The following is a 26556-nucleotide window of genomic DNA, read 5'->3' on the forward strand; positions in this document are numbered from 1 at the left end:
ACCTCAGACGATAAGTAAGCAGACTATGAACCGCGATAGGTGCTATAACCGTGCGCGCTGAGTAGTAGTGGTACGTGGTAGTGACTGGCATCGTTTACCATAAAGTCGATCACAACTTGCGGGTAAAATGCTGTCAGCTGCTGGGTATCAAAATAAGACAGGGTATCAAACGTCACGGTATAGCGTCCGATGTTTAGCTGACACTCAGTGCTATCGATGGCGGTGTCAAACTGCCAACTGTCTGGTGTGACGCGCCCATCGGCGTTGGTCGTACCATGGGCCAAAAGTGTGGTGGCGCCGCTGTCATGTACGCGGTGTAAGGTAACAGCGATGCCAGCGGCAGGCTTACCAAGATGAGTGTCTAAAATATGCGATGATAGGGTGGCAGACATAAAGCTTCCTTTGTATTCAGTAGAAACGTAAATAGGGTGATATTGCGAGCGTATTTTATAAATGGGCCACTGTAAAAGACACGATGACACGCTTTAGCGAAATTCGCTTAGCCATCTAAGCGGTGCCAAAGAGCTTGTTTAAACGCAAACGTGTGATTTTATTTTGTTCAGCGGCGGCATTGGTAAGCTCAGTGGTGCGATCGTTAGGCAGACGCGCTAGTAGCAGATCGAGCATTTGCTGGGCGCTTTTACCCGTCGCAAAGACAATAAAAATAAAACCAAATTTATCCAGATAGTCTTGATTGCCTTGTGCGAGTGCTTCGAGTACGTCATCCTCGGCATTGTTAGCGCCTGATTGCTCATGTGCTGCGCTATTTTGCGTGTTGCGATACTTCTCTTTTAAAGAGGCGACATTACCGATTTGTGGATGGCCGTCAAAGGCTTCTAGTAAGTCATCCTCATTGGTTTGTAGCTTATGCCAGATATCGTCGCTCTTCATTAATAGCGCATTTTGGTCTATAAAGGGTCGTGCACAGGCAAGCTGATGTGCCCAGTTACTACTGGTACAGCAGGTTAAGAGTCGTGCGATGGCTTCTTCTTGAGACAGAGTGTTAAATTGCGCTAAAGTTAAGCTCACGATGACTTCCTTTTATTGTGTTAGGACAGCCCACTACACGTAGCGGACAGTGATTGCTTAATAGTGGTTTAAACATCCTGGTTATTTGCATAAACTTAAGGGTAGAAACAGACGTTTAAGGGATTGATGTTTTTGGTCTTAGGACCGACTCAAAGTCAAATGACGATATTATGTGTCTTGTCAATCACGTGAGGGTATAGACTGTATTCCGCTTGCTGATATTTACCTCATAATGGACTGACAATATGAAACAGATTTACAGAGAAAACACTGATACTTTGGCCGTATAAATGACATGATCGAGTCATCTTAGTCATAAGGTGAGTGATCTACAGCCCCCATTTTGCTAAAACCTGACTAATTGGTCAACTGTTTTATAATAAATATTTTTATTTAGCTTGTTATATTCCCAAAATCTGTGCTCTGATATCAGAATACACAAAGGAATATAGCGACTACTTTTTCGAACCTGCCACTTGGAATGAGACACTACCGCTATGACGCAAAATAACCAAAAGGTCAACATGCTCTCTACTGATGCGCCCTCGCATCGTAGTCAACAAACCACGCGCGCGCACAATCAAGCGCTTATCTTAGCGGCCGCCGAAGAGGAGTTTGTCCTCCAAAGTTTTCGCGGTGCCACCATGCAAGGGATTGCTGATCGGGCAGGATTACCCAAAGCCAATGTGCATTACTACTTTAAAAATAAAAAAAATCTGTATAAAGCCGTATTGCGCTCTATCATCCAAGAGTGGAATGAAGGCTTGGTCACCATGACGGTAGACAGTGACCCCAAAACAGTCATCGAAAAATTTGTGCGGACCAAATTGCATCAAGCCTTTGTGAATCCTAACCGTCATAAACTGTTTGCCCTTGAGGTCATTGGCGGTGCACCGCACTTACATGATTTTATGTCGACAACCATGAAAGCGTGGGTGCACGATAAAACGCAAGTGATGAGGGAGTGGCACAAACAAGGTAAGATTGCGATTGACGACCCACTACAGTTATTGATTTTGATCTGGGCCACGACTCAGCGTTATGCAGAGTTTGAGATCGAAATTGTCGGCTTGATGGATAAGGCGACTTATGATGCAGAGGATGAAGCGCGGGCATCAGAGTTTTTGGTGCCGTTTATCCTGCGAGGCTGTGGCCTTGAGTGACTGTAATTAAGCCATGTTTATTAGCGGAGGAGGTGCGTAGACTGGTCCTATCGCACCTCTTTTACTAATAGATATCTGTCTTACGCCACTTCGCGAATCGGCTTTAAGCCGTCATCAGCATGTTGCGCGGCAGTATCAAACTCGACACCGTAGTTTTTTGGCAGAATCATATCAAGTGTGATCGCCACAATCCCTGACATGGTGACCGCTGAACCAAAGATGTTTTGAAAAAACTGCGGCGTTTGTGAGAGCACGTCAGGCACGAACGCAATGCCTGTCGCTAGCCCCAACGAAGTGGCAATAATTAAGACATTGCGGTGGGTGAAGTTCACGGTAGATAGGATACGAATACCCGCAGTTGCGACCGTGGCAAACATCAGCAGCGTGACCCCGCCAACGACAGGTTTGGGCAGTTGAGTAAAAATGGCCCCAAGGATTGGGAAGAGTCCCATCAAGCATAAAATACCAGCGACATAAAAACCGACATAGCGACTGGCAATCCCAGTCATCTGGATTACACCGTTATTTTGGCTAAAAGTGGTCACAGGGAACGTGTTAAACACCGCCGCAATCAGAGAGTTGACACCGTCTCCCAACACACCACCTTTAATACGTTTCTCGTATAGAGGGCCTTTAATCGGTTCACCTGAAATCATCGAAGTTGCAGTCAGATCGCCCGAGGTTTCAATACTGGTAATGATATACATAAAGGCAACCGGAATAAAAGCCTGCCAGTCAAAACCAAAGCCGTACTTAAAGGGGATAGGAACCGTAAAAAAAGCCGCTTCAGCGACCAAGGAAAAGTCGATACGCCCCATAAACATAGCTGCGAGCAGACCGAGCATCAAACCGATAAAAATAGCGCTAGAACGAATGACCTTATTATTGATAATGCTAATAAGTACCACACTTGCCAACACGCCACCACCCAAGAGCAGGTTCGGTATACTGCCGAAATCCTCAGCCCCAAATCCACCCGCCAAATCCGTTAGACCTACTTTAGTCAAAGACAGACCAATCGTGACGATAACGCAACCAGTCACAATAGGACTCATAAAGGATTTGAGTTTGGTAATAAACTGACTCAGAAAAATCTCAACAAATGCACCGAGAAATGAGACCCCAAAGATCACTGACAAAATTTCCTCAGGACCACCGCCTCGGTTTTTTACCACAAATCCTGCGGTAAGCACCGCGGCTAAAAAGCCAAAGCTAGTTCCTTGGAGCGCCATCAAGCCAGAACCGACAGGGCCCACTTTGCGAGTTTGGATGAAGGTTGCCACCCCAGACACGATTAACGACATGCTAAGAAGATAGGGAATATGTTCTCCTAAGCCTAAGGTGCCGCCTATAATGAGCGAGGGGGTAATGATACCGACGAAAGCAGCAAGTACATGCTGTATCGCACCTAAAGAGGCTTTAAGGGGGGTAGGACGGTCATGCAGTCTATACAGTAAATCGGTGTTTGCTGGATCGTTTTCACTCATGGTGGTTTCCTCCTAAAGTAACTGCTTAGCACCCGCTTAACTGTAGAGATCAGACAATGTCATAAATCAGTAGGTAAAAGTTAAACCCAGTTCTTGACTTGTTTGTTCGATTTAAACAATAGGGGCACACATCCGTGTTTGAAACAGCCCACAAACCTGTGTGATATTTGTTGGCTATTACTGTAATAACCTGACCAATTAGTCAGGTCTATTTAGGATATATGCAAAATACAAACCATTGCAATGTTTTTTTTCGATCCTGCGCGTTTACTCATTTGTTACCCAGGGAAGGGGAGAAGGAGCGTGATTTCGAATGAGGCAGTTGCGATAGCGCCATAGCTTTGTGCTAACCGTCACCTTATTAGCGTGCTGTCCAGTGATACGTCATAAAAAAGCAGCCCCAATCACAATTATTGTGATTGGGGCTGCTTTTTATCATTAGGTTGATAGACTGTTTTTAATAATATCCTGTGCCAGCCTTTTGAGACTCAACCCAATAGAATGCTTTTGGCAAATAAAAGATTACTGAGGGCTAGATGACCACACGGGTGAGCGGATGACACCTTGACCAGATTTGCCGAATGATTCACCGCCGTTAAGTGATTTAATCGTTAGCACACCTTTGCCGCCTTGGGTGGAGGCATATACCACGCGCTTACCATTGGGAGAAAAGCTTGGTGCCTCATCGATACCAGTATTGCCCAAATTGGCAGTGATGGCGCCGTTGCTATTCATGATGGCGGCTGAGCGTCCATTTAGAAAGGCAATTTTAGAGCCGTCGCTACTAAACTGTGGACTGGTCGCATAGCCACTACTTGAGACTTTAGACGTACGACCTGAACCAAATTCGTAACGGTAAATCTGCGGCTTATTGAATCCTGCGCGATCACTAACAAATACAAAAGATTTGCCGTCAGGTGCGTAACTTGGCTGTACTTCACTACTCGGCCAGTTGGTGATTCTTCTTGGCTGTCCGCCACTGACGCTCATCTCATAAATATCGGCGCTGCCTTCAAAGCTGCTTGAGAACAGTATGGTGCTGCCATCAGGGGAAAACGCGGGACTCAAATTACTGCCAGCAAAAGGCGTTAACGCTCTGGCTCCACCGCCACTCACATTTTGGACATAAATGACTGGATAAGATTGATCACGTTGTACCGAATAAGCGATACGGTTACCATCTGGCGACCATGTTGGTGAGAATATAGAGCCTGTTACTTCAGTAATGGTTTTGGCGTTTTCACCATCTGCATCCATGACCTTTAAACGTGATACTTTCCCTTTTCCAGTGCCAACTTCTTCAATATAAGCAATACGCCCTGAAAAATCACCTGGAACGCCCGTAATCAGCTCATACACTTTATCAGCGATGACATGGCCTGCATAACGCATGCTGTCTTTATTGTTATCAGCGGTTAGGCTTTGCTTGCCCTCAATAACCCGACCAGATTTTACATCAATCACTTCGTAATCGGTCACTATTTTGCCGCGATTGCTGCGAGTATTACCGACGACTAAATAAGGAATTCCCATACTTTGCCATACCGGCAACGTACCTGCCAGCTCGCTACTGTTATGCGGCTGCTGTGGTAAGTTCTGACTGGTGATTTTTAGCTCTGTTTTACTCAAATCGTTTAAGACAATCGGCGATAGCACAGAATCACCCGCAAATGGCACAAAAGCGACTTGATTTTTTTGGACAGGAATCTCGTAATCCAACTCTAAGACAACAGGCGCGGCAAGCAAACTAGGCGAAATGAGCAGAGTCGAGGTAGAAGCAAGCAAAGAGGCGAATAGTTTCTTATAGGTATGCATGAGTCGGTTGAGCTCCTAAAATAGGGTGATTATCATTTTTATAGGTGATTAGCGAATCATTAAGATAAGACAGGATATTTTGCGGTACAAGCCACTTAATGTAACGTTATCAATAATATAAGATGTGAGCAACTGATTAATTGCTGCCCTTAAACTGTATGGTAAAGGTGGGGTATTTTGGGTCATCAGTGTCGATTGGTAGTTTGCCCGTGTTTAATACGGCTTGTTTGGCTGCATCATTGACGGCACTGTCAGGCCCTGACGCCGACACATTGACTATATTTCCGCTAGCGTTGACGGTGATGGTGAGCGTGGCACTCTGAGTTGAGCCTCTCGCTGCGGTAGGCGGATGATAGTTGCGTTTGATTAAGCGGATGATTTCGCTGTTACTTGCACCGCGATTACCACTTGAGGCAGATTGGCTGCTGCCTTTGGTAGGGCTAGACGTTGCTATATCACCAGAAATGGTGGACTGTCCATCTGATAGACTAAAGGTTTTACCGGCGCTGCCAGTATTGATTTCTATATTGCGATCATTTTCAGTAGGGCGCGTAATCCTAGGCTGAGTATTTTGTTTACTACGAAAATCTCCCAGTTTTTTTTGTTCTTCTATGCGCTGCTCTTTTTTGTCTTGTTCGACTTGCTCATGCTCTTTTGTCACTGACTCATCTAGTTGTGCGGCCCACTCAGCCATACGGCGCTCATATTCTTGGTTTTGCTCAAGCACGCGCTGATGCTGCTCTTCGCTCATTAGCATGGTGCGGTTGGTAGGATCTTCAGTGCGCGTAAAGACAGGCTCGCGCTGAGAATTTGGCTGGCTTGGGGCTTGAGTGCTAGCGCCACCATCAAAGGTTTCTGTCTGTGGGGTACTGGTTGCATCACTTTTGGTCTGTATCGCACTGGCCGCTGCTGCACGATTGGCCAATATTTGTCCTTGCATTTCAGCCAGCTGTTCAGGTGACACCATGACGGTTTCGATGCTACCAGTGGTTTCTACGTCGGTATGTTGATAGGTATAAATGAGTATGCCAATCACCAGAGCATGAGCCAACACACTGAGCAACGTCGGCAATGTTAGCCCGTTACCTTCAGGTTGGGTTGGCACATAAACGGTAGGAGCGTTACGCATGATAGGGATACTCAAAAACGAGGGTCATCAAATTGTCTACTTTATTATAACAAGCGCTGCTAAGCATAGGGTTTATTACAATGTGGGTGTGGGTAAGGGTGCACCGGTTAACAAACCGACCTTTTCAATACCGGCTTGTTGTAAGGTTGCCATGAGTGTCATGATGGCGCCATACTGATTGTTTTGGTCAGCGTTAATCATGACTTGTAAAGGCTGAGCACCAGCATTGCTACTTTGGTTTTGCAGATTGGATAGGGTATCAATCAGCTCGGGCTCACTAATGGGCAAGTCGATGTTATTTTCATAACTGATAAAAATCTCACCGCTATCGGTCAAAGAAACAATGACTGGAAGCTGGCTTTGGCTCATGGTATTGGTCTGCTCTTTTGGCAAATCCACATCGACACCCGTAATCAGCATCGGGGCGGTGACCATAAATATCACGAGCAGCACCAACATCACATCGATATAAGGCACGACGTTCATCTCCGCATTCAGCGCTTTTTTTTCACGGCGATAGGGACTTTGCTTCATAACCCTCTCACCTGGCTGGCAGTAGATTGGGTCTCTTTATGAGCGATGTGTTCTGCACTGGTCTCACGCTGGAGCATGCCGGTCATTTCATCACAAAATAATGCCCGTGAGTCATAGAGGCGGCTAGACTTAGCCGTGAAGTGGTTATAGGCCAGTACGGCTGGAATAGCGGCAAATAAACCCATGGCAGTGGCGATTAAGGCTTCAGCGATACCGGGGGCGACAGAAGCTAGCGTCGCTTGCTCAGTTTGTGACAGCCCCAAAAAGGCATTCATGATGCCCCAGACGGTACCAAATAACCCAATATAAGGGGCAACCGAGCCGATACTCGCTAGGGTTGTTAACCCTGACTCTAACAATTGCTGCTGTCGTCCTAAGCCAACTCGTAATTTACGCTCAACACCATCGATGATGTCATCTTTGGGTTGGCGTTTTTTATGCATTCTTAAATACTCCGAAAACCCGACATAAAAAATTTGCTCAAGCCCTTGGCGCTCAGGTGAGCCTTGCACCCCTTGATAGAGTTTGGCCAAATCTTCTCCTGACCAAAACCAAGTCTCGAACTGTTGATCGAAGTTTTTGGCTGTACCAAGCCGCGCACTCATACGAAATATAATCACCCAGCTAAGTAGAGACGCTAACAGCAATAACGCCATCACAATCTGTACCAAAAGGCTGGCTTGAGTAATAAGGTCGATAATATTTAAGGATTCAGGCATGTATGGGCTCATGGATAATGAATAATAACTGGCATGGTGCGATACGCAGATTAAATCGTAACGTCGCTAACTAAAAATAGAGTCGCGCGATCATTCTGCATACTGATATCAACCGCCTAGTGTACTGCTAAATACAGAAAAGGTCATTTATTAAAGTGTTAAACCGATCGAAAATGCGACGTATCCAACTTTTGGTACTTGTCAGTATTTTCTAGTCACCATAGAAGCGAAGTACTACGTTTGTGCCAAATACAAAGGTAGGTGTTTGCTCAGTATCTTTCAGTCAACGCAAATGATAGTTTTATACGAATTAGACACTATCAGAGATTGAGTTTGTAAGATAACTCGTCTAATATGTTACGCTTTGTTACTACGTTCTTCTTAATTGTGGCATCATTATTTTTTGCTAAAATCATGTTGAATTTTAGGTAGTGGCAACTTTTTACTGGCCAGTCGGGGCGACACTTATGAATGCAATTGAACGCTATTTTGGGATTAATGGTGACAATACCACGATCAAAACAGAAATCATCGCTGGTACAACCACGTTCTTGACAATGGCTTACATTATCTTTGTCAACCCTAACGTATTAGCAGATGCGGGTATGGACAAAGGCGCTGTATTCGTGGCCACCTGTTTGGCGGCCGCGGTAGGTTGTTTTATCATGGGTATTTATGCTCGCCTACCGGTGGCGTTAGCCCCTGGTATGGGTCTCAACGCCTTCTTTACGTATGGCGTGGTTCTGGGTATGGGCTATGCGTGGCAAACAGCGTTAGGTGCCGTGTTTTTGTCTGGTTGTATCTTTGTACTGCTCAGCTTGTTTAAAGTTCGTGAAGCGATCATTAATGCCATTCCAATGTCTCTTAAAAATGGGGTAGTCGCTGGTATCGGTGCGTTCTTAGCCTTTATTGCCTTACAAAGCGCCGGCATTATCGTAAGTCACGATGCGACTTTAGTTGGCCTTGGTGATATGACGTCATTTGGTCCTATAATGGCCTCGTTGGGTTTTATTGTTATTATCGGTTTGTCTTACAAGCAAGTCCCAGGTGCGGTCACGATCGGTATTTTACTGGTTGCTTTGATTAGTTTACTAACAGGCTACACACAGTTTTCTGGGATTGTCTCTGCGCCGCCTTCAATTGCGCCAACGTTGCTACAGCTTGATATTGCTGGGGCGTTCGATGTCGGTATGATCAGTGTGATCTTTGCCTTTTTGTTTGTGGATTTGTTTGATACCGCAGGTACCTTGATTGCGACGACGAGACAGGCCAACCTGACTGACAAAGATGGTAATATCCATAATATGGGCAAGGCACTATTAGCCGATTCAACAGCGACTGTGGCAGGCTCATTACTAGGTACCTCATCGACGACTAGCTATATGGAAAGTATCGCTGGGATTGCGACAGGTGGCCGTACAGGCTTGATGGCAGTCACGGTTGGGGTGTTATTTTTATTAAGTGTTTTCTTTTCTCCATTAGCGGGAATGATCCCTGCTTACGCGACTGCTGGTGCCATTTTTTATGTGGCTGTCCTTATGATGGGCACACTAAAAGACATCAACTGGGGTGACCTCACAGAAGCGGCGCCTGTGGTGGTGGTATTGCTCTTTACGCCGCTGACATACTCTATCGCGGACGGTATTGCACTCGGCTTCATCACTTTTACGGCGATTAAAGCAATTGTGGGCAAGTTCTCTGAGATTAGTGTGGCGGTATGGTTATTAACCATCATTCTATTACTTAAGATTGTCTTTTTATAAGACACATTTTTACCGTAGGGACGGCTCTCGTAACCTCACCCTCTTGATCATAAAGGATTAAGAGGGTTTTTCTTTGACAGCGACATCGTCTTGGGCAAAAGCCTAATAATATGGACTACAATTAAACCCCAATACTAAACAGTAAATAGCAAAATGTAACCAACGCGTCATAGTCTGTAAGCTACTGATAACTGGTTGGTTTTTTGGCAATATATTAATATGTGAAAATAATAAATAGTGTTAGTTTGAAAATTTTTTTCATGCTACCATGCCCAAGTTAAGCGCATCACCTCAATCAACGCCGTAGAGGTTTTTCTTACAGTGAATTAGCGTCATATAAGGTGGCAGATTTAGTGATAATCAACGCGATGTTTCCTCATCGTTATTTTGATAAGCCACTAATGAGTCTGACCACCACACTCCTTTCACTACTAACAAGAAGAAGGCACTAATGCCGCTTAACTGTTTGTTGTTGCCTTTGTATTGTTAACGTAGCCCGTTTAACACTCGAACGACCTACTTAACCATTTCCAGCCTATGCTGGATTTTCCCGTTTTGTGATGGTGCTGTTTGGTCTTTTGATTATTGCTGTGAGTATCAGTTAATGACCACTATTAGGTTAATGGTAGTCATAAGCAGTGAGACAGGACGATCAGAATTCCTAAAGTGCCATTTATTATGGTTTTTAAACGATAGTTATGGAGTTGTTATGAACCCAATAGACCAGTTTACCCCAGAAGAGCCGATTTTATTTGATCCTGTCGATTTGCTGTCGCCAGAGTATATTGCCCAGTCATCAGAAGAGCTGCATGCGCGTATTTCGCCATTGTATAGCGCCGATGAAGATCGCTGGTTGTCTCAATTATTGCCACTTGCCAAACCTAGTACGGATGAACGCAATGCTGCTGCTGAGCAAACGCGCCAGTTGGTTGAGCATGTCCGTAATGATGGCAAAGCTGTCAAGATGGTTGATTCGTTGTTGCTCGAGTACAGCCTTGATACCCAAGAAGGTATCTTGCTTATGAGCTTGGCAGAAGCGCTGATTCGAGTACCAGATAACTATACGGCTGACGCGCTTATTCATGACAAGATGAGTGTGGCTGACTGGAAAAAACATATAAAAAATGACAATGGTTTTATGGTCAACGCCTCATCGTGGGGTATGATGATGACGGGCCGTGTCGTGAGTATTGACAGTAACACCACCGCATCCGGATTTTTGGATCGCATGACCAAAAAAATGGGCGAACCTGTTATTCGTAGTGCGATGCAAAAAGCCATGCGTATTATGGGTCATCAGTTTGTCTTGGGTGAGAGCATCGAAGAGGCGAATAAAAACAGTCAACCGTATCGCAATAGAGGGTATACCTACTCGTTTGACATGTTAGGTGAAGCGGCGATTACCCATAAGGATGCGGAAAAATACTTCAATGACTATCTGCATGCGATTAGAGCCACTGCCAGTATTAAAGTCAAAGAAGGTATGCCAAAGCCTTCGGTATCTATTAAGTTATCGGCATTGCATCCACGCTATGAAGCCACGCAAGAAGCGCAAGTGATGGGACTGCTACGTCAACGCTGCTTATTGCTTATTGAAGCGGCACGTGAAGTGAACGTTGATATCAGTATCGATGCGGAAGAAGCCGACCGTCTTGAGATTTCTTTAAAGCTATTTGAGTCTTTGTACCGTGACAACTTGACGGCTGGATGGGACGGTTTAGGAATCGTGGTCCAAGGTTATTCTAAGCGTGCTATTGCTGTTTTGGCCTGGCTTGCGCGTCTGGCAACAGAAGTGGGTGACCGTATTCCAGTACGTCTGGTGAAAGGCGCGTATTGGGACACTGAGATTAAACTTGCTCAACAAAAAGGCTTGTCAGGTTATCCTGTGTGGACGCGCAAAGAAGGAACGGATACGGCTTATCTTGCTTGTGCGCGTTTCTTATTGTCAGACCATCTACGCGGGCTAATTTGGCCGCAGTTTGCCACTCATAACGCGCATACACTGGCGTCCATTATGACCATGAGTCAACATAGGGACTTTGAGTTCCAGCGTCTGCACGGTATGGGGGATGCACTTTATGATCATATTTTACAAGCTTATCAAATCCCTGTGCGTATTTACGCGCCCGTTGGGGCACACAAAGACTTACTGCCGTACTTGGTACGCCGCTTGCTCGAAAACGGTGCCAACAGCTCGTTTGTGCATCAGTTGCTAGATAAGTCTTACCCGATTGATAAACTGACGGTACATCCCTATGACAAGCTGCTGACCAATGCGACGTTGCACAACCCAGATATTCCATTACCACTAGAGATCTACGGTACACGACGTGCGAGCTTTGGTCCCAATATATTTGTAGAGTCGCAGTGGCTACTATTTAAATCTGCTATCGACAGTCATTTGCATAAAACCTGGTCGGCCACTTCTATTATCAATGGTAAAGCCATTGATGAGTATGAGGCTGATGGCGTCGCCCAAAAGCTTGACCGTCAGACCGTCCGTGCGCCTTGGAACAATGAAGTCAGGGCTGGTGAGGTAACCTATGCCAATGCAGCAATCGCCCGTCAGGCTATCGATGCGGCCGTAGCAGGGCAAAGTACGTGGCAAACAGTACCCGCCAGTAAACGCGCTGAAATACTACGCAAAACTGCCGATCTTTTCGAAGAAAACTACGCTGAATTGATGGCGCTGTGCCAAGTGGAAGCTGGTAAGACCATGCAAGACAGCATTGATGAGATTAAAGAGGCGGTTGATTTCTGCCGTTTTTATGCTGATGAAGCCGAGCGTTTAGACGAGGTGGTATATGAGTTTACAGATTTGGCAGGTAAGCCGTCTCGTCAAGCTTATAAACCACGTGGCACCTTTGTGTGTATCAGCCCCTGGAACTTCCCATTGGCTATTTATACTGGCCAAATCATGGCAGCGTTAGCAGCGGGTAATACGGTGGTGGCGAAACCGGCCGAACAAACCAGTTTGATTGCCCATTTTGGGGCACAGTTAATGTATCAAGCGGGCGTCCCAACAGAAGCCTTGCAGTTAGTGATTGGGGCAGGCGAGGTTGGTGGTGCACTCACAGCGGCTGATAACATTGCCGGAGTTATTTTTACTGGCTCAACCCAAACCGCTCAACGTATCAATCAAAGCCTAAATGATCATGCGCAAACCAGCGGTGATTTGCCTGTGTTTATCGCTGAGACTGGCGGTCAAAACGCCATGATTGTCGATTCGACAGCGTTGCCTGAACAAGTCGTGAAAGATGCTGTGTTATCTGCCTTTGGTTCAGCAGGTCAGCGTTGTTCAGCTTGTCGTATATTGTGCGTGCAAGAGGAAATGGCCGATGATTTGATCGAGCTGCTGCAAGGGAACATGGCTGAGCTGGTGGTCGGTAATCCACTATATGCTGCTACAGATGTGGGCCCAGTGATTGATAACGATGCCAAACAAGGTCTTGAAGCCCATATCGAACGTATGAGCGCGGAGCCAACGGCTACTATTTTGGCACAAACACCGATGAGTGCCAGCTCGGTCGTGAGTCAGGAGCAGTCAACCTTTGTTTTACCAACCGCGATTGAAGTAAAAAGTATCGATGTGATTGCGGGCGAACACTTTGGCCCCATCCTGCATGTACTGCGTTATCAAGCGCGTGACTTAAACAAACTGATTGATGCCATCAACGGAACAGGGTTTGGTTTGACTTTGGGTATCCACAGCCGCATCGAAAATACGGCTGAGCACATCGAGCGTCGTGCTTTTGTGGGTAATACCTACATCAACCGTAACCAGATTGGCGCGGTCGTAAACGTTCAGCCCTTTGGTGGTTGTGGGTTGTCTGGTACTGGACCCAAAGCCGGTGGTCCACACTATGTCGCGCGTTTGATGCAGTTAAGCACAGACCAGTCAACCACTGAGCAAACAGCGTCTCAAAATAATACCACACCCATTCAAACAGAAATCGCGTAAGGAGTAGCAACATGGCGACTGAATTCAAAAAAAATCATGCCCAGGTTTGTGAGTCTTGGCGATTGCTTGGCGCAGTGAATCGCGCCGTTTACCTGCAAGCGGCCGTACCAAAGCTGGCATTGCTTACAGGGGATGCCAATAAGGCAAAGCGCCTGTTCAATCACTTGTTAAGTGCGGCGCCGAGTTTGGATGAAGTGCATCGCATGACGGGCGCGACTGGTGAATCTAACGATCTGTATGTGACCGCCCGTGGTAAAACGATGGTCATCGGCGGTGAGTCAGCGAGAGCAATGGCAGTGTTAGGCCAGCTCATCGCCGCGTTATTAACGGGCAATGAAGTTATTTTGCATTGCCCAAGCCAAGATGAGATGTGTGTTGAAGCGGCCAACATACTTTACGGCACAGGTATCAGCGATGATGTGTTGAGCGTTGCTAACGATTCGCAAACGATCACGCTTTTGTATATCGACCGTCTGGCGCAAGTTGCTGTTTCAGGCAATCGAGATGAAGTGCAAGCCATCAGTCAAGAGCTGGCCAATACCGATGGTATCCTGACGCAAGTGATTGCGGTCACTGATATGGAAGGCTTGTCAGAGATGCTCACACCAGACTATCTGCATCGCTTTGTCACTGAGCGCGTCAAGACAATCAATACCACTGCTATCGGTGGCAATGCAAGCTTACTTGAGCTTGGTACAGAGTAGAGGTTTTCATTAAAGTTGCGCTTAGCCTTTATAAACGCTAAGCGTCATTACCATCGTGTTGAAAGCTAGAAAATAAAAAACCGATGTCTGAACAGTATTCAGGCATCGATTTTTTATGTGTTTATATACAGTATGCAGTGTTATCACACTCAACCAGACTTGTTAGGTTAAACGTTATTCAGCAAACTCTATCCAAATCCAGCCATTTTCTAACCATTCGCTTAACTCATCTGGATCTACGTCCTGCACATCTTGACCGTATAAACGCTCACCATTTGCCAAACGTATAAGTACAGCCATTGCCGCCTCATCAAGACCATCAATACGCTGACCATTTGCATATAGCGTGACACCATCATGGGTTTGATTATAGAGCAGACGATTACTATAGTCCGCTTGTAGGGCTGCACCCTCTGTTAAAGCCTGCAGCAATTCGTCAGTATCTAAGGTGTCTTCTGGCATCAGGGCATCGTATTGACGCTTGCTAACCACTTCAGAGACGGCTTGACGAATGATATGATCACCGCGCTCCGATTGCAGCATTTGTAATAATTGAGCTTTGATCGCATCGATACTATGCGTTTGCAGCTCACCTGACGCTTGCAGCATTTGGGGGAGCAACATTGGGATAAACAAGTCACTGTCGTTGGTTGCGATATCAGCCATACTGTCGATGATTTGCATCAAGTTTGGCCGACGACAGCCAAAAGAGAAGGTCAAACAATCATCTTGTGCCACCCCAAAGTGAGACAGTTTCGGCGGTACGTAGAGTACATCACCCGCTTCTAATATTTCATCAAAGACAATCTCGCCCATATCATCAAAGAGGCGAATTGGCTCGTCAGCGACAAACTCTGTGTCTTTATCACAAAATTTGCCCAACTGCCAACGGCGATGGCCATATCCTTGCGCTAAAAACACATCATAATCGTCGTAGTGTTTGCCAACCGAGCCACCCTTAGGGGCGTATGAGACCATAATATCATCACGTTGCCACTGCGGGATGAAGCCAAACGCTTGCCATAATTGACCAAGCTCTGGCGACCATTGCTCAAGATTCTGTACCAGTACGGTCCACTGTTCTGGCAGGTTGGCAAAATCCGCTTCCGTCAATGGGCTTTTTTTCAGTTGCCACTGCGCCTGACCTTCTTTTTTACTGGCTGCTTGGGTCAGCAGTCTTGCGGAAGCATCTTCTTCAAGCGCAAGGCCCAGCATGTCCTCGGGTTCAAACATGTCAATTAGTTGCGGTAAGCCTTGTTTGATGAGTAGCGGCTTTTTTTGCCAGTACTCTGCTAAAAACTGCTCAGGCGTGATAGATTCCGGTAAACAAAGTGGCATAGAAGTCATTGATACATCCGTATTTGAAAATGGGTATGAGGTTAATAGTAAAGGGCGCTTTATAGGACGGTTTGAATGGTTTATGATTGTCGCTTATCTGATGATTACTGTCAGAGCAGCCAATCAATTGTAGGAAGTTTATGAAAAAATTACATTTTATCGTGATCATCAGCAGCGTTTTTTTACTACAAGCCTGTGTCCATAAGATTGTTACCGTGCCCGCTAAAATCGCTTATAAAACCACCAAAGGCGTGGTCAAAGGCACCGTCGCTGTTGGGAAAGCTATTATACCGGGTGACAGTGACGATGATAATGACAAAAAGGATAAAAAATAAAACCTTACCCATCCACTATGTATGGTTAAAGACCAATCATAGTATCCAAAGTAAGGTTGTTATCTATCGAGACATAAATGGGTGGTCAGTCGAACCCATTTATATCTGTGCTTAGCGACTATTAAAGTTTGGCAATCCACTCTTTAATAGTACGGGCTTGCTCCGCAGCGTTACCTGTATAGGTAGCAGGTGTCATCTCGCGTAGACGAGCTTTGTCAGCGTCGCTTACCGCAGACAACTCATCACTTTCAACGAACGTCAGCATGGCTTCACGAGTCATGGCATTACCGCGGGTTAGGGCTTTTAGCTTCTCGTATGGGTTTTCTACGCGGTAGCGACGCATCACCGTTTGAATTGGCTCAGCCAACACTTCTTGTGCTTGATCAAGATCGTCATTCAAGCGCTGGGCATTTAATTCAAGCTTACTGACGCCTTTTAAGCACGCATCAAAAGCGATCATGCTTTGTGCCAGACCAACACCAATATTACGCAGAACCGTTGAATCAGATAAATCGCGCTGCATACGTGAAATGGGTAGCTTTTCACCCAAATGTGCAAGCATAGCATTGGCAACGCCCAAGTTACCTTCTGAGTTTTCAAAGTCAATCGGGTTGACTTTATGTGGCATGGTAGAAGATCCCACTTCACCGTCTTTTAGGCGCTGTTTAAAATAGCCTAAGCTAATATATTGCCAAATATCACGGTTAAAATCGATTAAGATGGTATTGAAACGTTTTACCGCATCAAACAACTCAGCGATATAATCATGTGGCTCAATTTGCGTGGTATAAGGATTAAAAGTCAGCGCTAGACGCTCATCAATGAACTGCTCTGCATGCGTCTGCCAGTCAACCTCAGGGTATGCTGAAAAATGCGCATTATAGTTACCGACTGCGCCATTGATTTTACCCAGTAGTTCAACTTGACCGATTTGCTTGATTTGACGGGCGAGGCGGTAAGCCACGTTTGCCATTTCTTTACCAAGCGTCGTTGGGCTGGCTGTTTGACCATGCGTACGTGACAGCATTGGTTGGTCGGCATGAGCAACGGCCAAGTCTGTGATGCTATCGATCAGTTGCTGCATTTTAGCGACCACAATCTCGCGGCTGTCTTTGAGCATTAACGCATACGATAGATTGTTAATATCTTCACTGGTACAGGCAAAATGAATGAATTCTAATGAGTCAATGAGCGCATCCTGACCACGGAATTTATCTTTGATAAAGTACTCAACCGCTTTTACATCGTGATTGGTTGTGGCTTCGATGTCTTTAATCGCTTGCGCGTCGCTTTCACTAAAGTCATCGACAATGCTGTTTAAAAAAGCATTGGTATCCGCATCAAACGCTGCTAACTCACCAATGGCACTATTATCCGCTAGTGACTGTAACCAGCGAATTTCTACCGTAACGCGGGCTTTAATCAGACCAAATTCAGATAAATACGGGCGCAAGCTGTCCGCTTTGGACGCATAACGGCCGTCGATTGGGGAGAGTGCGGTAAGTGGGGTCATAGCAATACCTCAAGTGGTTATTGGGAGTGGAAGTGACTCAGAAAAAGGAAAAAAGACATCAAAATACAAAAAAATTAAAATCCGCAAGGCGCATCGATAGAGGCAATCACGCCACCACCCAAACACACTTCATCTATATAAAATACCGCTGACTGACCAGGGGTTACCGCCCGTTGCGGCTTGTCAAATACCGTACGGACTTCGCTACCATCAGCATTTGTCGCAAACACACGGCATGCTTGGTCTGGCTGACGATAGCGAGATTTTGCCATGCAGCGGAGTCCCTTATCGCTAAAGATATCGTTTGGTGGCAGACCATCGATCCAGTCAAGCTTGTAAGCGTGCAGCTCATTACTCATCAGCATGGGATGCTCATGCCCTTGGCCAACGATTAAACGGTTTTTATCTAAATCCTTGGCTAATACAAACCACGGCTCTTCTAGACGGTCTTTGACGCCGCCAATGCCGATGCCGCCACGTTGACCCAACGTGTAGTACATCAAGCCATCATGAGTACCGATGGTTTTATGGTCATCCGTGACAATGTCGCCTTTTTGTGCAGGCAAGTACTGTTGTAGGAAGTCTTTAAAACGGCGCTCACCGATAAAGCAAATACCGGTAGAATCTTTCTTTTTTGCGGTAATCAGATCATGCGCTTCAGCAATTTGACGCACCACAGGTTTTTCAAGCTCGCCCACTGGGAATAGCGTTTTGGCAATCTTATCGCCGCCCACCGCATGTAAGAAGTAGCTTTGGTCTTTATTATTATCCAGTCCACGTAATAGCTGGGCGACAAGCGTACCCTCTGCGTTGGTATAGTTCACACTGCGGCGCGTATAGTGACCGGTAGCAATATAGTCAGCACCAAGGGTTAACGCATAGTCTAAAAACGCCTTAAATTTGATTTCTTTATTGCACAGTATGTCAGGATTGGGCGTACGACCCGCTTTGTATTCTGCTAAGAAGTGCTCAAAAACCCGATCCCAATATTCCATGGCAAAGTTAGCCGTATGCAGCTTGATGCCGATCTTATCACACACAGCTTGCGCGTCTGCTAAGTCCTCCATCGCGGTACAGTACTCAGTACCGTCGTCTTCTTCCCAGTTTTTCATAAACAAGCCTTCTACCTTAAAGCCTGCCTGCTGGAGTAAGACGGCCGAGACAGAAGAGTCGACCCCACCTGACATACCCACAATCACATGTTTGGCATTTGGATTGTCGATATCGGCAAGCGTTAAAGGACGATGGGCGGTAAAAGTATCTGAGTTTGGTAGGATGGCTGACATAGAACGGCTCAACTATTTATACTTTTTCCAAAATTTATAACGGCGCAGACAGTAAGAGCACGACGACAATAGATCGTCTTAGCAAGTTGACAGTGCCAGTTTTTCTTTTGGATTTGGTATTATGATAAAATAAGCGTCACATTATACCAGTTAATTGAAACTGGTGGCGACCTATGGCATTTTACTGTGAGGAAAATCGCTTTCAAAATTCAGATAGTGGTTTTGAATAATTTTAATCACAATGTATTAATTTGGAATAATAATGATAAAAATTGGACAAGGTATCGACGTTCATGCTTTTCACAATAATGGAGAGCAGCAGCAATATGTCATACTAGCGGGTGTGCCCATCGAGCACACCCACAGTTTGCTGGCACACTCTGATGGTGATGTGGTGCTACACGCGCTCGCAGATGCATTGCTTGGGGCATTGGCGCTTGGTGATATTGGTCAGCATTTCCCTGACACAGACGCGGCGCACGCTGGTTTGGATTCGAGAGTGTTGCTACGCTACGTTTATAGCAAGGTACGAGAGGCCGGATATAAGCTTGGTAATGCTGATATCACGGTCATGTGTGAGCGCCCAAAGCTTGCGCCCCACAGTCAAGCCATGCGCGATAACATTGCCAGCGACCTACAAACCGATGTGAGTAATGTCAGTGTTAAAGCCACTACCACTGAAAAACTGGGATTCACAGGGCGCCAAGAGGGCATTATGGCCAATGCCGTGGTATTATTGGTCTCTAACGCTACCGAAGTTTAACGTTTAACGGCTGTTTATGCCAATATAGCAATTGTGCTTGTAATATGGCGGCACTCGCCCCATGTATCAGCCATATTGTCATCCAATACCTTTGCAATATCGCTATTTTAATGTATTGCCTTTTTAATGTACCGCCTTATCAATAGGAGTTTTTATGAGTGAGCAAACCCCAAATACTGCTACAAATGATGTCGAACAACTGATTCGTGACCAAATCCGTGACAACAAAGTTATTATCTATATGAAAGGCACGCCGCAATTTCCGCAGTGTGGTTTTTCTGCCCGTTCTATTGAAGTATTGACTCAGATTGGTCGTCCTTTTGCGTTTGTCAATATCTTAGAAAATCCAGAAATTCGTGCCACGTTGCCAAAAATCGCCAATTGGCCAACGTTCCCACAGTTGTGGATCGACGGTGAATTGATGGGCGGATCAGATATTATTTTGCAGATGTATCAGTCAGGTGAACTAAAACCATTGGTCGAAGCCAATAGCCCAGCTGCTTAATACTAAAAAAGGTTTATGGCATTACTATTTATGGCATTGTTATGATGTTTTAAAAATCAGTGATACATGAATCCGTTTTGCTATTAAAGCACCACGAACCGAAGCACCACGAACCTAAGTAGTCTTATGGCTATTTGGGTTTTTTGTTGTTTTTGCCCTTTATTGCTTTTACAGGTTTTGACCCCATATAGGGGTTAACATAAGCGAAATGACAGTGGCTAATAAATAACATAGTTAATCCGCTATAAAATAAATATAGCGCGACCAAGATAAATTTTTCATCGACTCTGTCTGCGCAGACACAGCAAGCAAGGACAATTTATCTCAGTTGCGCGTCGTAGTGTATGGGCTTTTTATCTAAAGCTGGCTGTAAGTACAATTAACAAAAAAGAGAATCTTATGAGTAATCAAACACTTGATGAACAAGCGCAAAAAGCCGCGGCCGAGCAAGCACTTATCGAAAAGCGTCGTGAGCGCCTAAAAAATGACTCTGTGCGTATCATTGAGATCGCAAGCAACGAAGCCAACTCAGCCCTTAAGTGTATTCATCAGTTGAGTGTGGCAGGCGGTGCGACAGAGGCGACTTATATTGCTATTGAGCAGCGTATTGTTGCAGATCAAGATCCTGCTGGCGCTTATCATTTGGCACTACTGGCACAAAGCACGTCAGATTTGCCGATTGATGCGCGCCAGCTGATTGAGCTTGTGGTCAATAAAGGTGACAATCAGCAACGCTTAGCCCTGCTCAAAAACTTACCGCTACCGCCAGTTGACATCATTAAAGAACAGATTTTAGCCAGTGATGATGGTGACGCTATTGGACAAATGAATGCGTATTTGCAGATCAATCCAGAAGGTTATGGCAGTCACCATATGCTGGCTAGTGGTCAATCAGATCAAATCGTACCCCTGAGTCCCGGTAATTCGTCAAATTAATGTGGATAATTGAGAGGTAGCCCGGCCGCTTTGATGGGTGGGTTTTTCTATCATTTAATTTTAATGGTTTTTGTCTTAACGTTTTTTAAACGTCAAAAAATTGTTATAATTACCGGTTATCTATTTAAGTTTTAAAGACTTATATCATCCGTTTATAAAATACGATTGACGTTCATTAATCAGGCAGTAAGTTGTTGTTATCAATAATTTATCGGCGAAAATAACGTCATTCAAGCGAGGCATGCATGCAATATCCAAAAAATTACGACGTGGTAGTGATCGGTGGTGGTCATGCTGGTACAGAAGCTGCTTTGGCTGCCGCACGTATGGGCGCGCAGACCTTGCTGTTAACACACAATATTGAAACCCTAGGACAGATGAGCTGTAATCCAGCGATTGGGGGAATTGGTAAGTCGCATCTAGTACGTGAAATTGATGCGCTGGGCGGAGCGATGGCGCTTGCAACAGACAAAGCGGGTATTCAATTTCGCGTGTTGAACAGTCGTAAAGGTGCCGCTGTCCGGGCCACTCGTGCGCAAGCGGATCGTATTTTGTATAAAGCCGCGATTCGTCATACGTTAGAGAACCAGCCAAATTTAGACTTATTTCAGCAAGCCGCTGATGATATCTTGGTAGAGAATGGTCGTGCTACCGCAGTTGTGACTTCTACAGGCATTATTTTTAAGACCGAAACGGTGGTGTTGACCTCAGGGACTTTCTTAGGCGGGGTTATCCATATTGGCCTTGAAAACTCAAATGGTGGCCGCGCAGGCGATCAGCCTTCTATCAAGCTTGCCGATCGTTTGCGTGAGCTGAAACTGCCCGTTGGACGTCTTAAGACGGGTACGCCAGCTCGTATTGATGCGCGCAGCGTTGATTTTAGTGTCATGACGGTACAACCAGGCGATACACCGCTCCCAGTCATGAGTTATATGGGTGATGTTGCTATGCATCCTGAACAGGTTAACTGTTATATCACGCATACCAATACTCGTACTCACGACATCATCCGTGAGAATCTTGATCGTTCGCCCATGTTTTCTGGCAAAATTGAAGGTGTCGGACCCCGTTATTGTCCTTCTATTGAAGATAAGATCCATCGTTTCGCTGATAAAGACAGTCATCAGATATTTATCGAGCCGGAAGGGTTGACCACGCATGAGCTGTATCCGAATGGTATTTCGACCAGTTTGCCATTTGATGTGCAGCTAGACTTTATCCATAGTATGAAAGGGTTAGAAAAGGCGCATATTACTCGTCCAGGCTACGCGATTGAGTATGATTACTTTGATCCGCAGAGCTTGAAGCCAACGCTTGAAACCAAATCTATTGATCGTTTGTACTTTGCAGGTCAAATCAATGGTACAACAGGCTACGAAGAAGCGGGTGTGCAGGGTTTGCTGGCAGGGACGAATGCGGCGTTGGTGACCACCAACAACAGTGAGTTTGAGACGTGGACACCGCGCCGTGATGAAGCTTATCTTGGTGTCTTAGTGGATGATTTGATTACCCATGGCACCACGGAACCATATCGTATGTTTACCAGTCGTGCTGAGTATCGTTTGCTGCTACGCGAAGACAACGCTGATCAACGCCTAACTGAAACGGGTCGTAAGCTTGGTTTGGTTGATGATGTGCGCTGGCAAGCCTACCAAGAAAAAATGGAGGCGATCGCCACAGAGTCCTCACGCCTAAAAGATATGTGGGCCACGCCTACCAATGCCTTGGGGCAGCAAGTGACTGAGCAAACAGGGGAGGTGCTATCAAAAGAAGCGACGGCCTTTGATTTGCTAAAGCGTCCGCAGATTCACTTTGCTGACATTGCTGCTATCACTGACTCAAAAGTCGATACACAGGTGGGTGAGCAGATAGAAATCTCTGTCAAATACGCAGGCTACATAGATCGTCAGTCTGATGAGATTAATCAGATGAAGCGTCTGGAAAATACCGTGCTGCCGGTGGATTTTGATTACACGGTGGTCTCTGGGTTATCAAATGAAATTGTACAAAAGCTCACGCAAGTGCGCCCTGCAACGCTTGCCCAAGCGGGAAGGATAAGTGGTGTCACACCTGCTGCTGTACAGTTACTAGCAATGACGGTCAAAAAACAAAAAAAGGCAGCAACGGCATTAAATTTATCGTAAGCAATCAGTAAAAGAACCCTAAAAGAGCTCATAATGAGATAACGTTGTGAGCTTTTTTTATGTCTAAACGGTAACAATGTCAAAACAACTTAGACCGTCTTTATGCTGCTTTGAGAAGAAATAATGGGTAGAATGGAAGTTTACAATCAATGATGCTAGTTTCTTACGGAAAAGGAGCGATTTTATGCCTTATGATAAATTATCAGACTTGCCAGATGAGGTAAAAGACAACTTACCCAAACACGCTCAAGAGATATTCAAAGCGGCTTTTAATAGTGCAAGCGAACAGTATGGTGATGAGTCACGCTGGTTTTCTACCGCATGGGCAGCCGTTGAAAATGTTTATCAGAAAAATTCTGATGGTAAATGGGTAAAAAAACCAGATCACAAATAAATACTGAATCAGTGACGATTCCATCTACCTAATTACTTACACTGACCTATATCACACATGCTCTCATGGCTCAATAACATGGCTTTGAGTACGTGGTTGATTTGAGCTTATCTATGATTGAAGCGATTATATTTGCGATTACTATCGTACTGCCCAACCTTGCCTTGATGGGGTTGGGTTTTTTTATGCAAAGACACGGACAAGCCAGCAAAACCTTTATTGACCAGTCGTCAAGTTTTGTTTTTAACTACTGTTTGCCATGTCTATTATTTTTTAGCGTGGTCGATAGCGACGTTGATTATGGTAAGCAAATCACGTTGATCGTTGCTGGCATTCTTGTGACCTTTATTTTATTTATTGGGGCAGAGTTTTATGCCAAGCGTTTTGTTAGTAAACCTGCCGATCAAGGCGTGTTTGTCCAAGGCGTGTTTCGCAGCAATATGGCCATTATCGGACTAGCAACCGTTGCAAATGCCTATGGGGAGCGAGGTTTAAGTATCGGTGCTGTATATATGGGGGTGGTCACGATACTGTTTAATATTTTAGCCGTCATTACCCTGAGCCGTGTCTCTAAAAAGGTGGATGATACGTTACGCAGTCGTAGTTTGATGATTGTTAAAAAGCTATTTACCAATCCCTTAATACTGGCGCTGGTGGCTGCATTTGCGTATAAGGCGTTCATGTTACCACCGCTTACCGGTGTCATTCATACGACGGGCGACTTACTAGCAGCAGTTGCATTGCCGTTAGCATTGATTTGCGCTGGTGCCAGTATTGATTTGAAGTCGATGCTACACCCGTCAGGATTATCCATGCAGGCTAGTATTGGGCGTATTGTTATTGCTCCATTAATAGCCATCGCGATTGGATTGGGATTTGGTTTATCCGGTGTACATATGGGCGTGCTTTTTTTGATGGTGGCATCGCCAACTGCAGCAGCCAGCTATGTGATGGCAAAGGCTATGGGTGGCAATGACGTGCTTGCGGCGAATATTTTAGCGTTTACCACGGTCGTAGGGATGTTTGGCATGGCGATTGGGGCCGCAATCTTACGTGTGTTAGGTCTAATGTAAGATTATTTTTAGCGTCATGCAATATTAGCGTCATACCATACAAATAAGCCCAATAAGGAGAGGTGCATTGGTACACTCACACTGCCGTTTTTAAACCAAATAGTTCCACCGAATATCCATATGCGGAGTGAGCGTTAACGTGTTGCAAGCGTGTGACATATGACTGTGTTACTGGTGTGAACTATAGAAAAAGCCCTCTTTTCCAATCAGAAAAGAGGGCTTGTCTTATTTTAAATTGTCTCGATTGCGCTTATCTTCTCGGCGCTGTTTACGCTTTGGGCTAGTACGGTATGTGAAATAAACCCCTACTACCGTCACGACAAACAACGCTGCAATGTAAAAAAATATCGATGAACCAATAAAAGTAGAAAATTCCATGACCTTTTTCTCGTTATAGTTTATCAATAATTATGCAAGTGCTATTTACGATTGTAAAGTAAACAACTTTAGCTGAGATGTAAGTTCAAGTGAACGTAAGCGTGCTGCCTGATCATAGACATTGGCCGTAACGATCAGTTCATCAGGCTGATGCGTGGCTATAAACGCCTCAAGTTTTGGTTTAACGGTTTGCACAGAACCAATAAAGGACACTGATAACGCATTATCTACCATCATTTTCTCAGCAGAACTCCAAATACTGTCCATATCATGAGTCGGCTTTGGCATTTGACCGCGTTCACCTCGACGCAAACGTACGAAACTTTGCTGAGCTGAGGTAAAGTGGTAATGGGCGGTCGCATCGTCATCCGCCAGTAGCAAGTTTGCTGCCAACATCACATAAGGTTTGTCCAAGTACGCTGATGGTTTGAATTGTTCACGATAAGTACTAATCGCTTGAGCGAGCATTTGCGGTGCAAAATGAGAGGCAAACACATAAGGCAGCCCAAAGTGTGCCGCTAAGGTGGCGCCAAACAGAGAAGAACCTAGAATCCAGATAGGAATGTTGGAATTCGCCCCAGGAAAGGCTTGGACAGGACTGTCTTCTGTATCATTGCCTAAAAAATACATCAATTCTTGCACATCTTGAGGAAAGCGCTCAGCGTCTTTCATTTGCCGACGTAATGCTTGAAAAGTGGCGCCATCCGTACCAGGGGCGCGGCCTAAACCCAAATCGATGCGGTCTCCGTACAATGCCTGCAATGTACCAAACTGCTCGGCAATCACGAGAGGCGCGTGGTTGGGCAGCATTACACCGCCTGCACCGATACGTATGCGCTTGGTTTGACTACCGATATGCGAGAGTAGTACTGAGGTTGCCGCACTAGCGATACCCGGCATATTATGATGCTCTGCCATCCAAAATCGGTTTAGACCGAATTTTTCTGCTTGCTGCGCTGTCTCGACAGTTTGAGCAATGCCTTCAGCGATGGTTTTACCTTCAGGAACAGGTGCTAGATCTAAAAAGGATAAGGGAATTGTATTACTCATAAATCATCCAGTAAAATAGTTAATTATTTTCTATTGATATGCTTGTGGTCGATGCTAGTTTCAAGTAGATTTAGCAAGTATTAATAAATCATAACAAACCGTGCAACGCGACTTTGCATGGCGCTGCATGGCGCTTAATTGGAAGTACGCTTAATCGTTAATAGTTTTATTGATAAGTAGGCGTACGCCACAAAAAAAGCAGGTGACTGAGTCACCTGCTTTTTTGGTTTATCCAGTTCTAAAACAAAAAACTGGACGATTACTAGGGCGTGTCATCAATTAAGCCAGACCACGCAAGAAACCAGATGAATCGCACTAAGGAAATGACTGGCTAACTTATCATAACGAGTGGCAATCGCACGGTACTGCTTGATCTTGGCAAAGAAGTTCTCGATCAGATGCCGTGCTTGATAGAGCTCTTTATCGAATCCTCTTGGCTGCAGTCGGTGACACTTGGGTGGTATAACTGCATGGCCTTGTACTGCTTTAATCGGTTCAATAACACGGGCATCAGCATCATAAGCTTTATCGGCAAGC

24 protein-coding genes are annotated in these 26556 nt (G+C 45.4%); 11 read left to right on the top strand and 13 right to left on the bottom strand.

Annotated features, from left to right (window positions below):
• Positions 1 to 23 precede the first annotated feature (23 nt).
• Together uraH and uraD are read right to left on the bottom strand one after the other, a co-directional pair.
• The gene (gene uraH, locus B2P60_RS00890; RefSeq protein WP_230709274.1) at positions 24 to 392 is read right to left on the bottom strand and encodes a hydroxyisourate hydrolase; all 369 of its coding nucleotides are present in this window, start codon (positions 390 to 392) and stop codon (positions 24 to 26) included.
• 115 nt (positions 393 to 507) lie between these two features.
• The gene (gene uraD / locus B2P60_RS00895; protein WP_230709275.1) at positions 508 to 1029 is read right to left on the bottom strand and encodes a 2-oxo-4-hydroxy-4-carboxy-5-ureidoimidazoline decarboxylase; all 522 of its coding nucleotides are present in this window, start codon (positions 1027 to 1029) and stop codon (positions 508 to 510) included.
• Between the two features lie 497 nt (positions 1030 to 1526).
• Here uraD and B2P60_RS00900 point away from each other — a divergent pair, with 497 nt between their 5' ends.
• Positions 1527 to 2192, top strand: a complete 666-nt coding sequence (locus B2P60_RS00900; protein ID WP_198334723.1) for a TetR/AcrR family transcriptional regulator — start codon at positions 1527 to 1529, stop codon at positions 2190 to 2192.
• An 80-nt stretch (positions 2193 to 2272) separates the two neighbouring features.
• On the opposite strand, the gene B2P60_RS00905 is transcribed toward B2P60_RS00900, so the two are convergent.
• The 5 genes from B2P60_RS00905 to tolQ all read right to left on the bottom strand — a co-directional run bounded on the left by B2P60_RS00905 (position 2273) and on the right by tolQ (position 7888).
• Positions 2273 to 3679 (bottom strand): nucleobase:cation symporter-2 family protein, encoded by a 1407-nt coding sequence (locus tag B2P60_RS00905; RefSeq protein WP_193006793.1) that lies wholly within the window; start codon positions 3677 to 3679, stop codon positions 2273 to 2275.
• A 522-nt stretch (positions 3680 to 4201) separates the two neighbouring features.
• Complete coding sequence (locus tag B2P60_RS00910; protein ID WP_286738938.1) at positions 4202 to 5494, bottom strand: translocation protein TolB; 1293 nt, start codon at positions 5492 to 5494, stop codon at positions 4202 to 4204.
• A 136-nt stretch (positions 5495 to 5630) separates the two neighbouring features.
• Positions 5631 to 6638 carry a cell envelope integrity protein TolA gene (locus B2P60_RS00915; RefSeq protein ID WP_227670175.1) on the bottom strand — a complete coding sequence of 336 codons (1008 nt, stop codon included), beginning with the start codon at positions 6636 to 6638 and terminating at the stop codon, positions 5631 to 5633.
• Positions 6639 to 6698: 60 nt separating this feature from the next.
• Positions 6699 to 7157 (bottom strand): protein TolR, encoded by a 459-nt coding sequence (gene tolR, locus B2P60_RS00920; protein WP_198334726.1) that lies wholly within the window; start codon positions 7155 to 7157, stop codon positions 6699 to 6701.
• Positions 7154 to 7888 (bottom strand): protein TolQ, encoded by a 735-nt coding sequence (tolQ, locus tag B2P60_RS00925; protein WP_198334727.1) that lies wholly within the window; start codon positions 7886 to 7888, stop codon positions 7154 to 7156. The genes tolR and tolQ overlap by 4 nt, the downstream gene beginning before the upstream one ends.
• Before the next feature lie 455 nt (positions 7889 to 8343).
• On the opposite strand from tolQ, the gene B2P60_RS00930 reads away from it, so the two are divergent.
• The 3 genes from B2P60_RS00930 (at position 8344) to B2P60_RS00940 (ending at position 14304) form a co-directional block, all read left to right on the top strand.
• The gene (locus tag B2P60_RS00930; RefSeq protein ID WP_193006788.1) at positions 8344 to 9639 is read left to right on the top strand and encodes an NCS2 family permease; all 1296 of its coding nucleotides are present in this window, start codon (positions 8344 to 8346) and stop codon (positions 9637 to 9639) included.
• Positions 9640 to 10348: 709 nt separating this feature from the next.
• Positions 10349 to 13600: a bifunctional proline dehydrogenase/L-glutamate gamma-semialdehyde dehydrogenase PutA gene (gene putA, locus B2P60_RS00935; protein ID WP_198334728.1), complete on the top strand. Its 3252-nt coding sequence runs from the start codon at positions 10349 to 10351 to the stop codon at positions 13598 to 13600.
• Between the two features lie 11 nt (positions 13601 to 13611).
• The gene (locus B2P60_RS00940; protein ID WP_193006786.1) at positions 13612 to 14304 is read left to right on the top strand and encodes a 1-pyrroline-5-carboxylate dehydrogenase; all 693 of its coding nucleotides are present in this window, start codon (positions 13612 to 13614) and stop codon (positions 14302 to 14304) included.
• Positions 14305 to 14478: 174 nt separating this feature from the next.
• Here B2P60_RS00940 and B2P60_RS00945 read toward each other — a convergent pair whose 3' ends face one another.
• Positions 14479 to 15651: a cupin domain-containing protein gene (locus tag B2P60_RS00945; protein WP_198334729.1), complete on the bottom strand. Its 1173-nt coding sequence runs from the start codon at positions 15649 to 15651 to the stop codon at positions 14479 to 14481.
• Between the two features lie 131 nt (positions 15652 to 15782).
• On the opposite strand from B2P60_RS00945, the gene B2P60_RS00950 reads away from it, so the two are divergent.
• Positions 15783 to 15977: an NF038104 family lipoprotein gene (locus B2P60_RS00950; protein ID WP_198334730.1), complete on the top strand. Its 195-nt coding sequence runs from the start codon at positions 15783 to 15785 to the stop codon at positions 15975 to 15977.
• A 121-nt stretch (positions 15978 to 16098) separates the two neighbouring features.
• Here the strand turns inward: B2P60_RS00950 and purB are convergent, their stop codons facing one another.
• Complete coding sequence (purB, locus tag B2P60_RS00955) at positions 16099 to 17490, bottom strand: adenylosuccinate lyase (RefSeq protein WP_198334731.1); 1392 nt, start codon at positions 17488 to 17490, stop codon at positions 16099 to 16101.
• A 74-nt stretch (positions 17491 to 17564) separates the two neighbouring features.
• Positions 17565 to 18776, bottom strand: coding sequence for a tRNA 2-thiouridine(34) synthase MnmA (mnmA, locus tag B2P60_RS00960; RefSeq protein WP_286738939.1), 1212 nt, complete (start codon positions 18774 to 18776; stop codon positions 17565 to 17567).
• Positions 18777 to 19038: 262 nt separating this feature from the next.
• On the opposite strand from mnmA, the gene ispF reads away from it, so the two are divergent.
• From ispF to B2P60_RS00990, 6 genes are all read left to right on the top strand, one after another.
• Complete coding sequence (gene ispF / locus B2P60_RS00965; protein WP_193006781.1) at positions 19039 to 19539, top strand: 2-C-methyl-D-erythritol 2,4-cyclodiphosphate synthase; 501 nt, start codon at positions 19039 to 19041, stop codon at positions 19537 to 19539.
• A 154-nt stretch (positions 19540 to 19693) separates the two neighbouring features.
• The gene (grxD, locus tag B2P60_RS00970; protein WP_198334733.1) at positions 19694 to 20044 is read left to right on the top strand and encodes a Grx4 family monothiol glutaredoxin; all 351 of its coding nucleotides are present in this window, start codon (positions 19694 to 19696) and stop codon (positions 20042 to 20044) included.
• A 399-nt stretch (positions 20045 to 20443) separates the two neighbouring features.
• Positions 20444 to 20980, top strand: a complete 537-nt coding sequence (locus B2P60_RS00975; RefSeq protein WP_198334734.1) for a hypothetical protein — start codon at positions 20444 to 20446, stop codon at positions 20978 to 20980.
• 245 nt (positions 20981 to 21225) lie between these two features.
• Entirely contained in the window at positions 21226 to 23124 is a 1899-nt protein-coding gene (mnmG, locus tag B2P60_RS00980) for a tRNA uridine-5-carboxymethylaminomethyl(34) synthesis enzyme MnmG (RefSeq protein WP_193006779.1), read from the top strand.
• Positions 23125 to 23308: 184 nt separating this feature from the next.
• A complete protein-coding gene (locus B2P60_RS00985; RefSeq protein WP_286738940.1) occupies positions 23309 to 23518 on the top strand; it encodes a ChaB family protein in 210 nt (69 codons plus the stop codon).
• A gap of 113 nt (positions 23519 to 23631) precedes the next feature.
• Positions 23632 to 24591, top strand: coding sequence for an AEC family transporter (locus tag B2P60_RS00990; protein WP_193006777.1), 960 nt, complete (start codon positions 23632 to 23634; stop codon positions 24589 to 24591).
• Between the two features lie 225 nt (positions 24592 to 24816).
• Here B2P60_RS00990 and B2P60_RS00995 read toward each other — a convergent pair whose 3' ends face one another.
• The 3 genes from B2P60_RS00995 to B2P60_RS01005 form a co-directional block, all read right to left on the bottom strand.
• Positions 24817 to 24969, bottom strand: a complete 153-nt coding sequence (locus tag B2P60_RS00995; RefSeq protein WP_286738941.1) for a hypothetical protein — start codon at positions 24967 to 24969, stop codon at positions 24817 to 24819.
• 45 nt (positions 24970 to 25014) lie between these two features.
• Entirely contained in the window at positions 25015 to 26019 is a 1005-nt protein-coding gene (locus B2P60_RS01000; RefSeq protein WP_286738942.1) for an LLM class flavin-dependent oxidoreductase, read from the bottom strand.
• Between the two features lie 275 nt (positions 26020 to 26294).
• A partial coding sequence (locus B2P60_RS01005; RefSeq protein WP_286738943.1) for a transposase occupies positions 26295 to 26556 on the bottom strand: 262 nt, incomplete at its 5' end.

This window comes from Psychrobacter sp. UBA3068, from assembly GCF_002366815.1.
Lineage (GTDB): Bacteria > Pseudomonadota > Gammaproteobacteria > Pseudomonadales > Moraxellaceae > Psychrobacter > Psychrobacter namhaensis.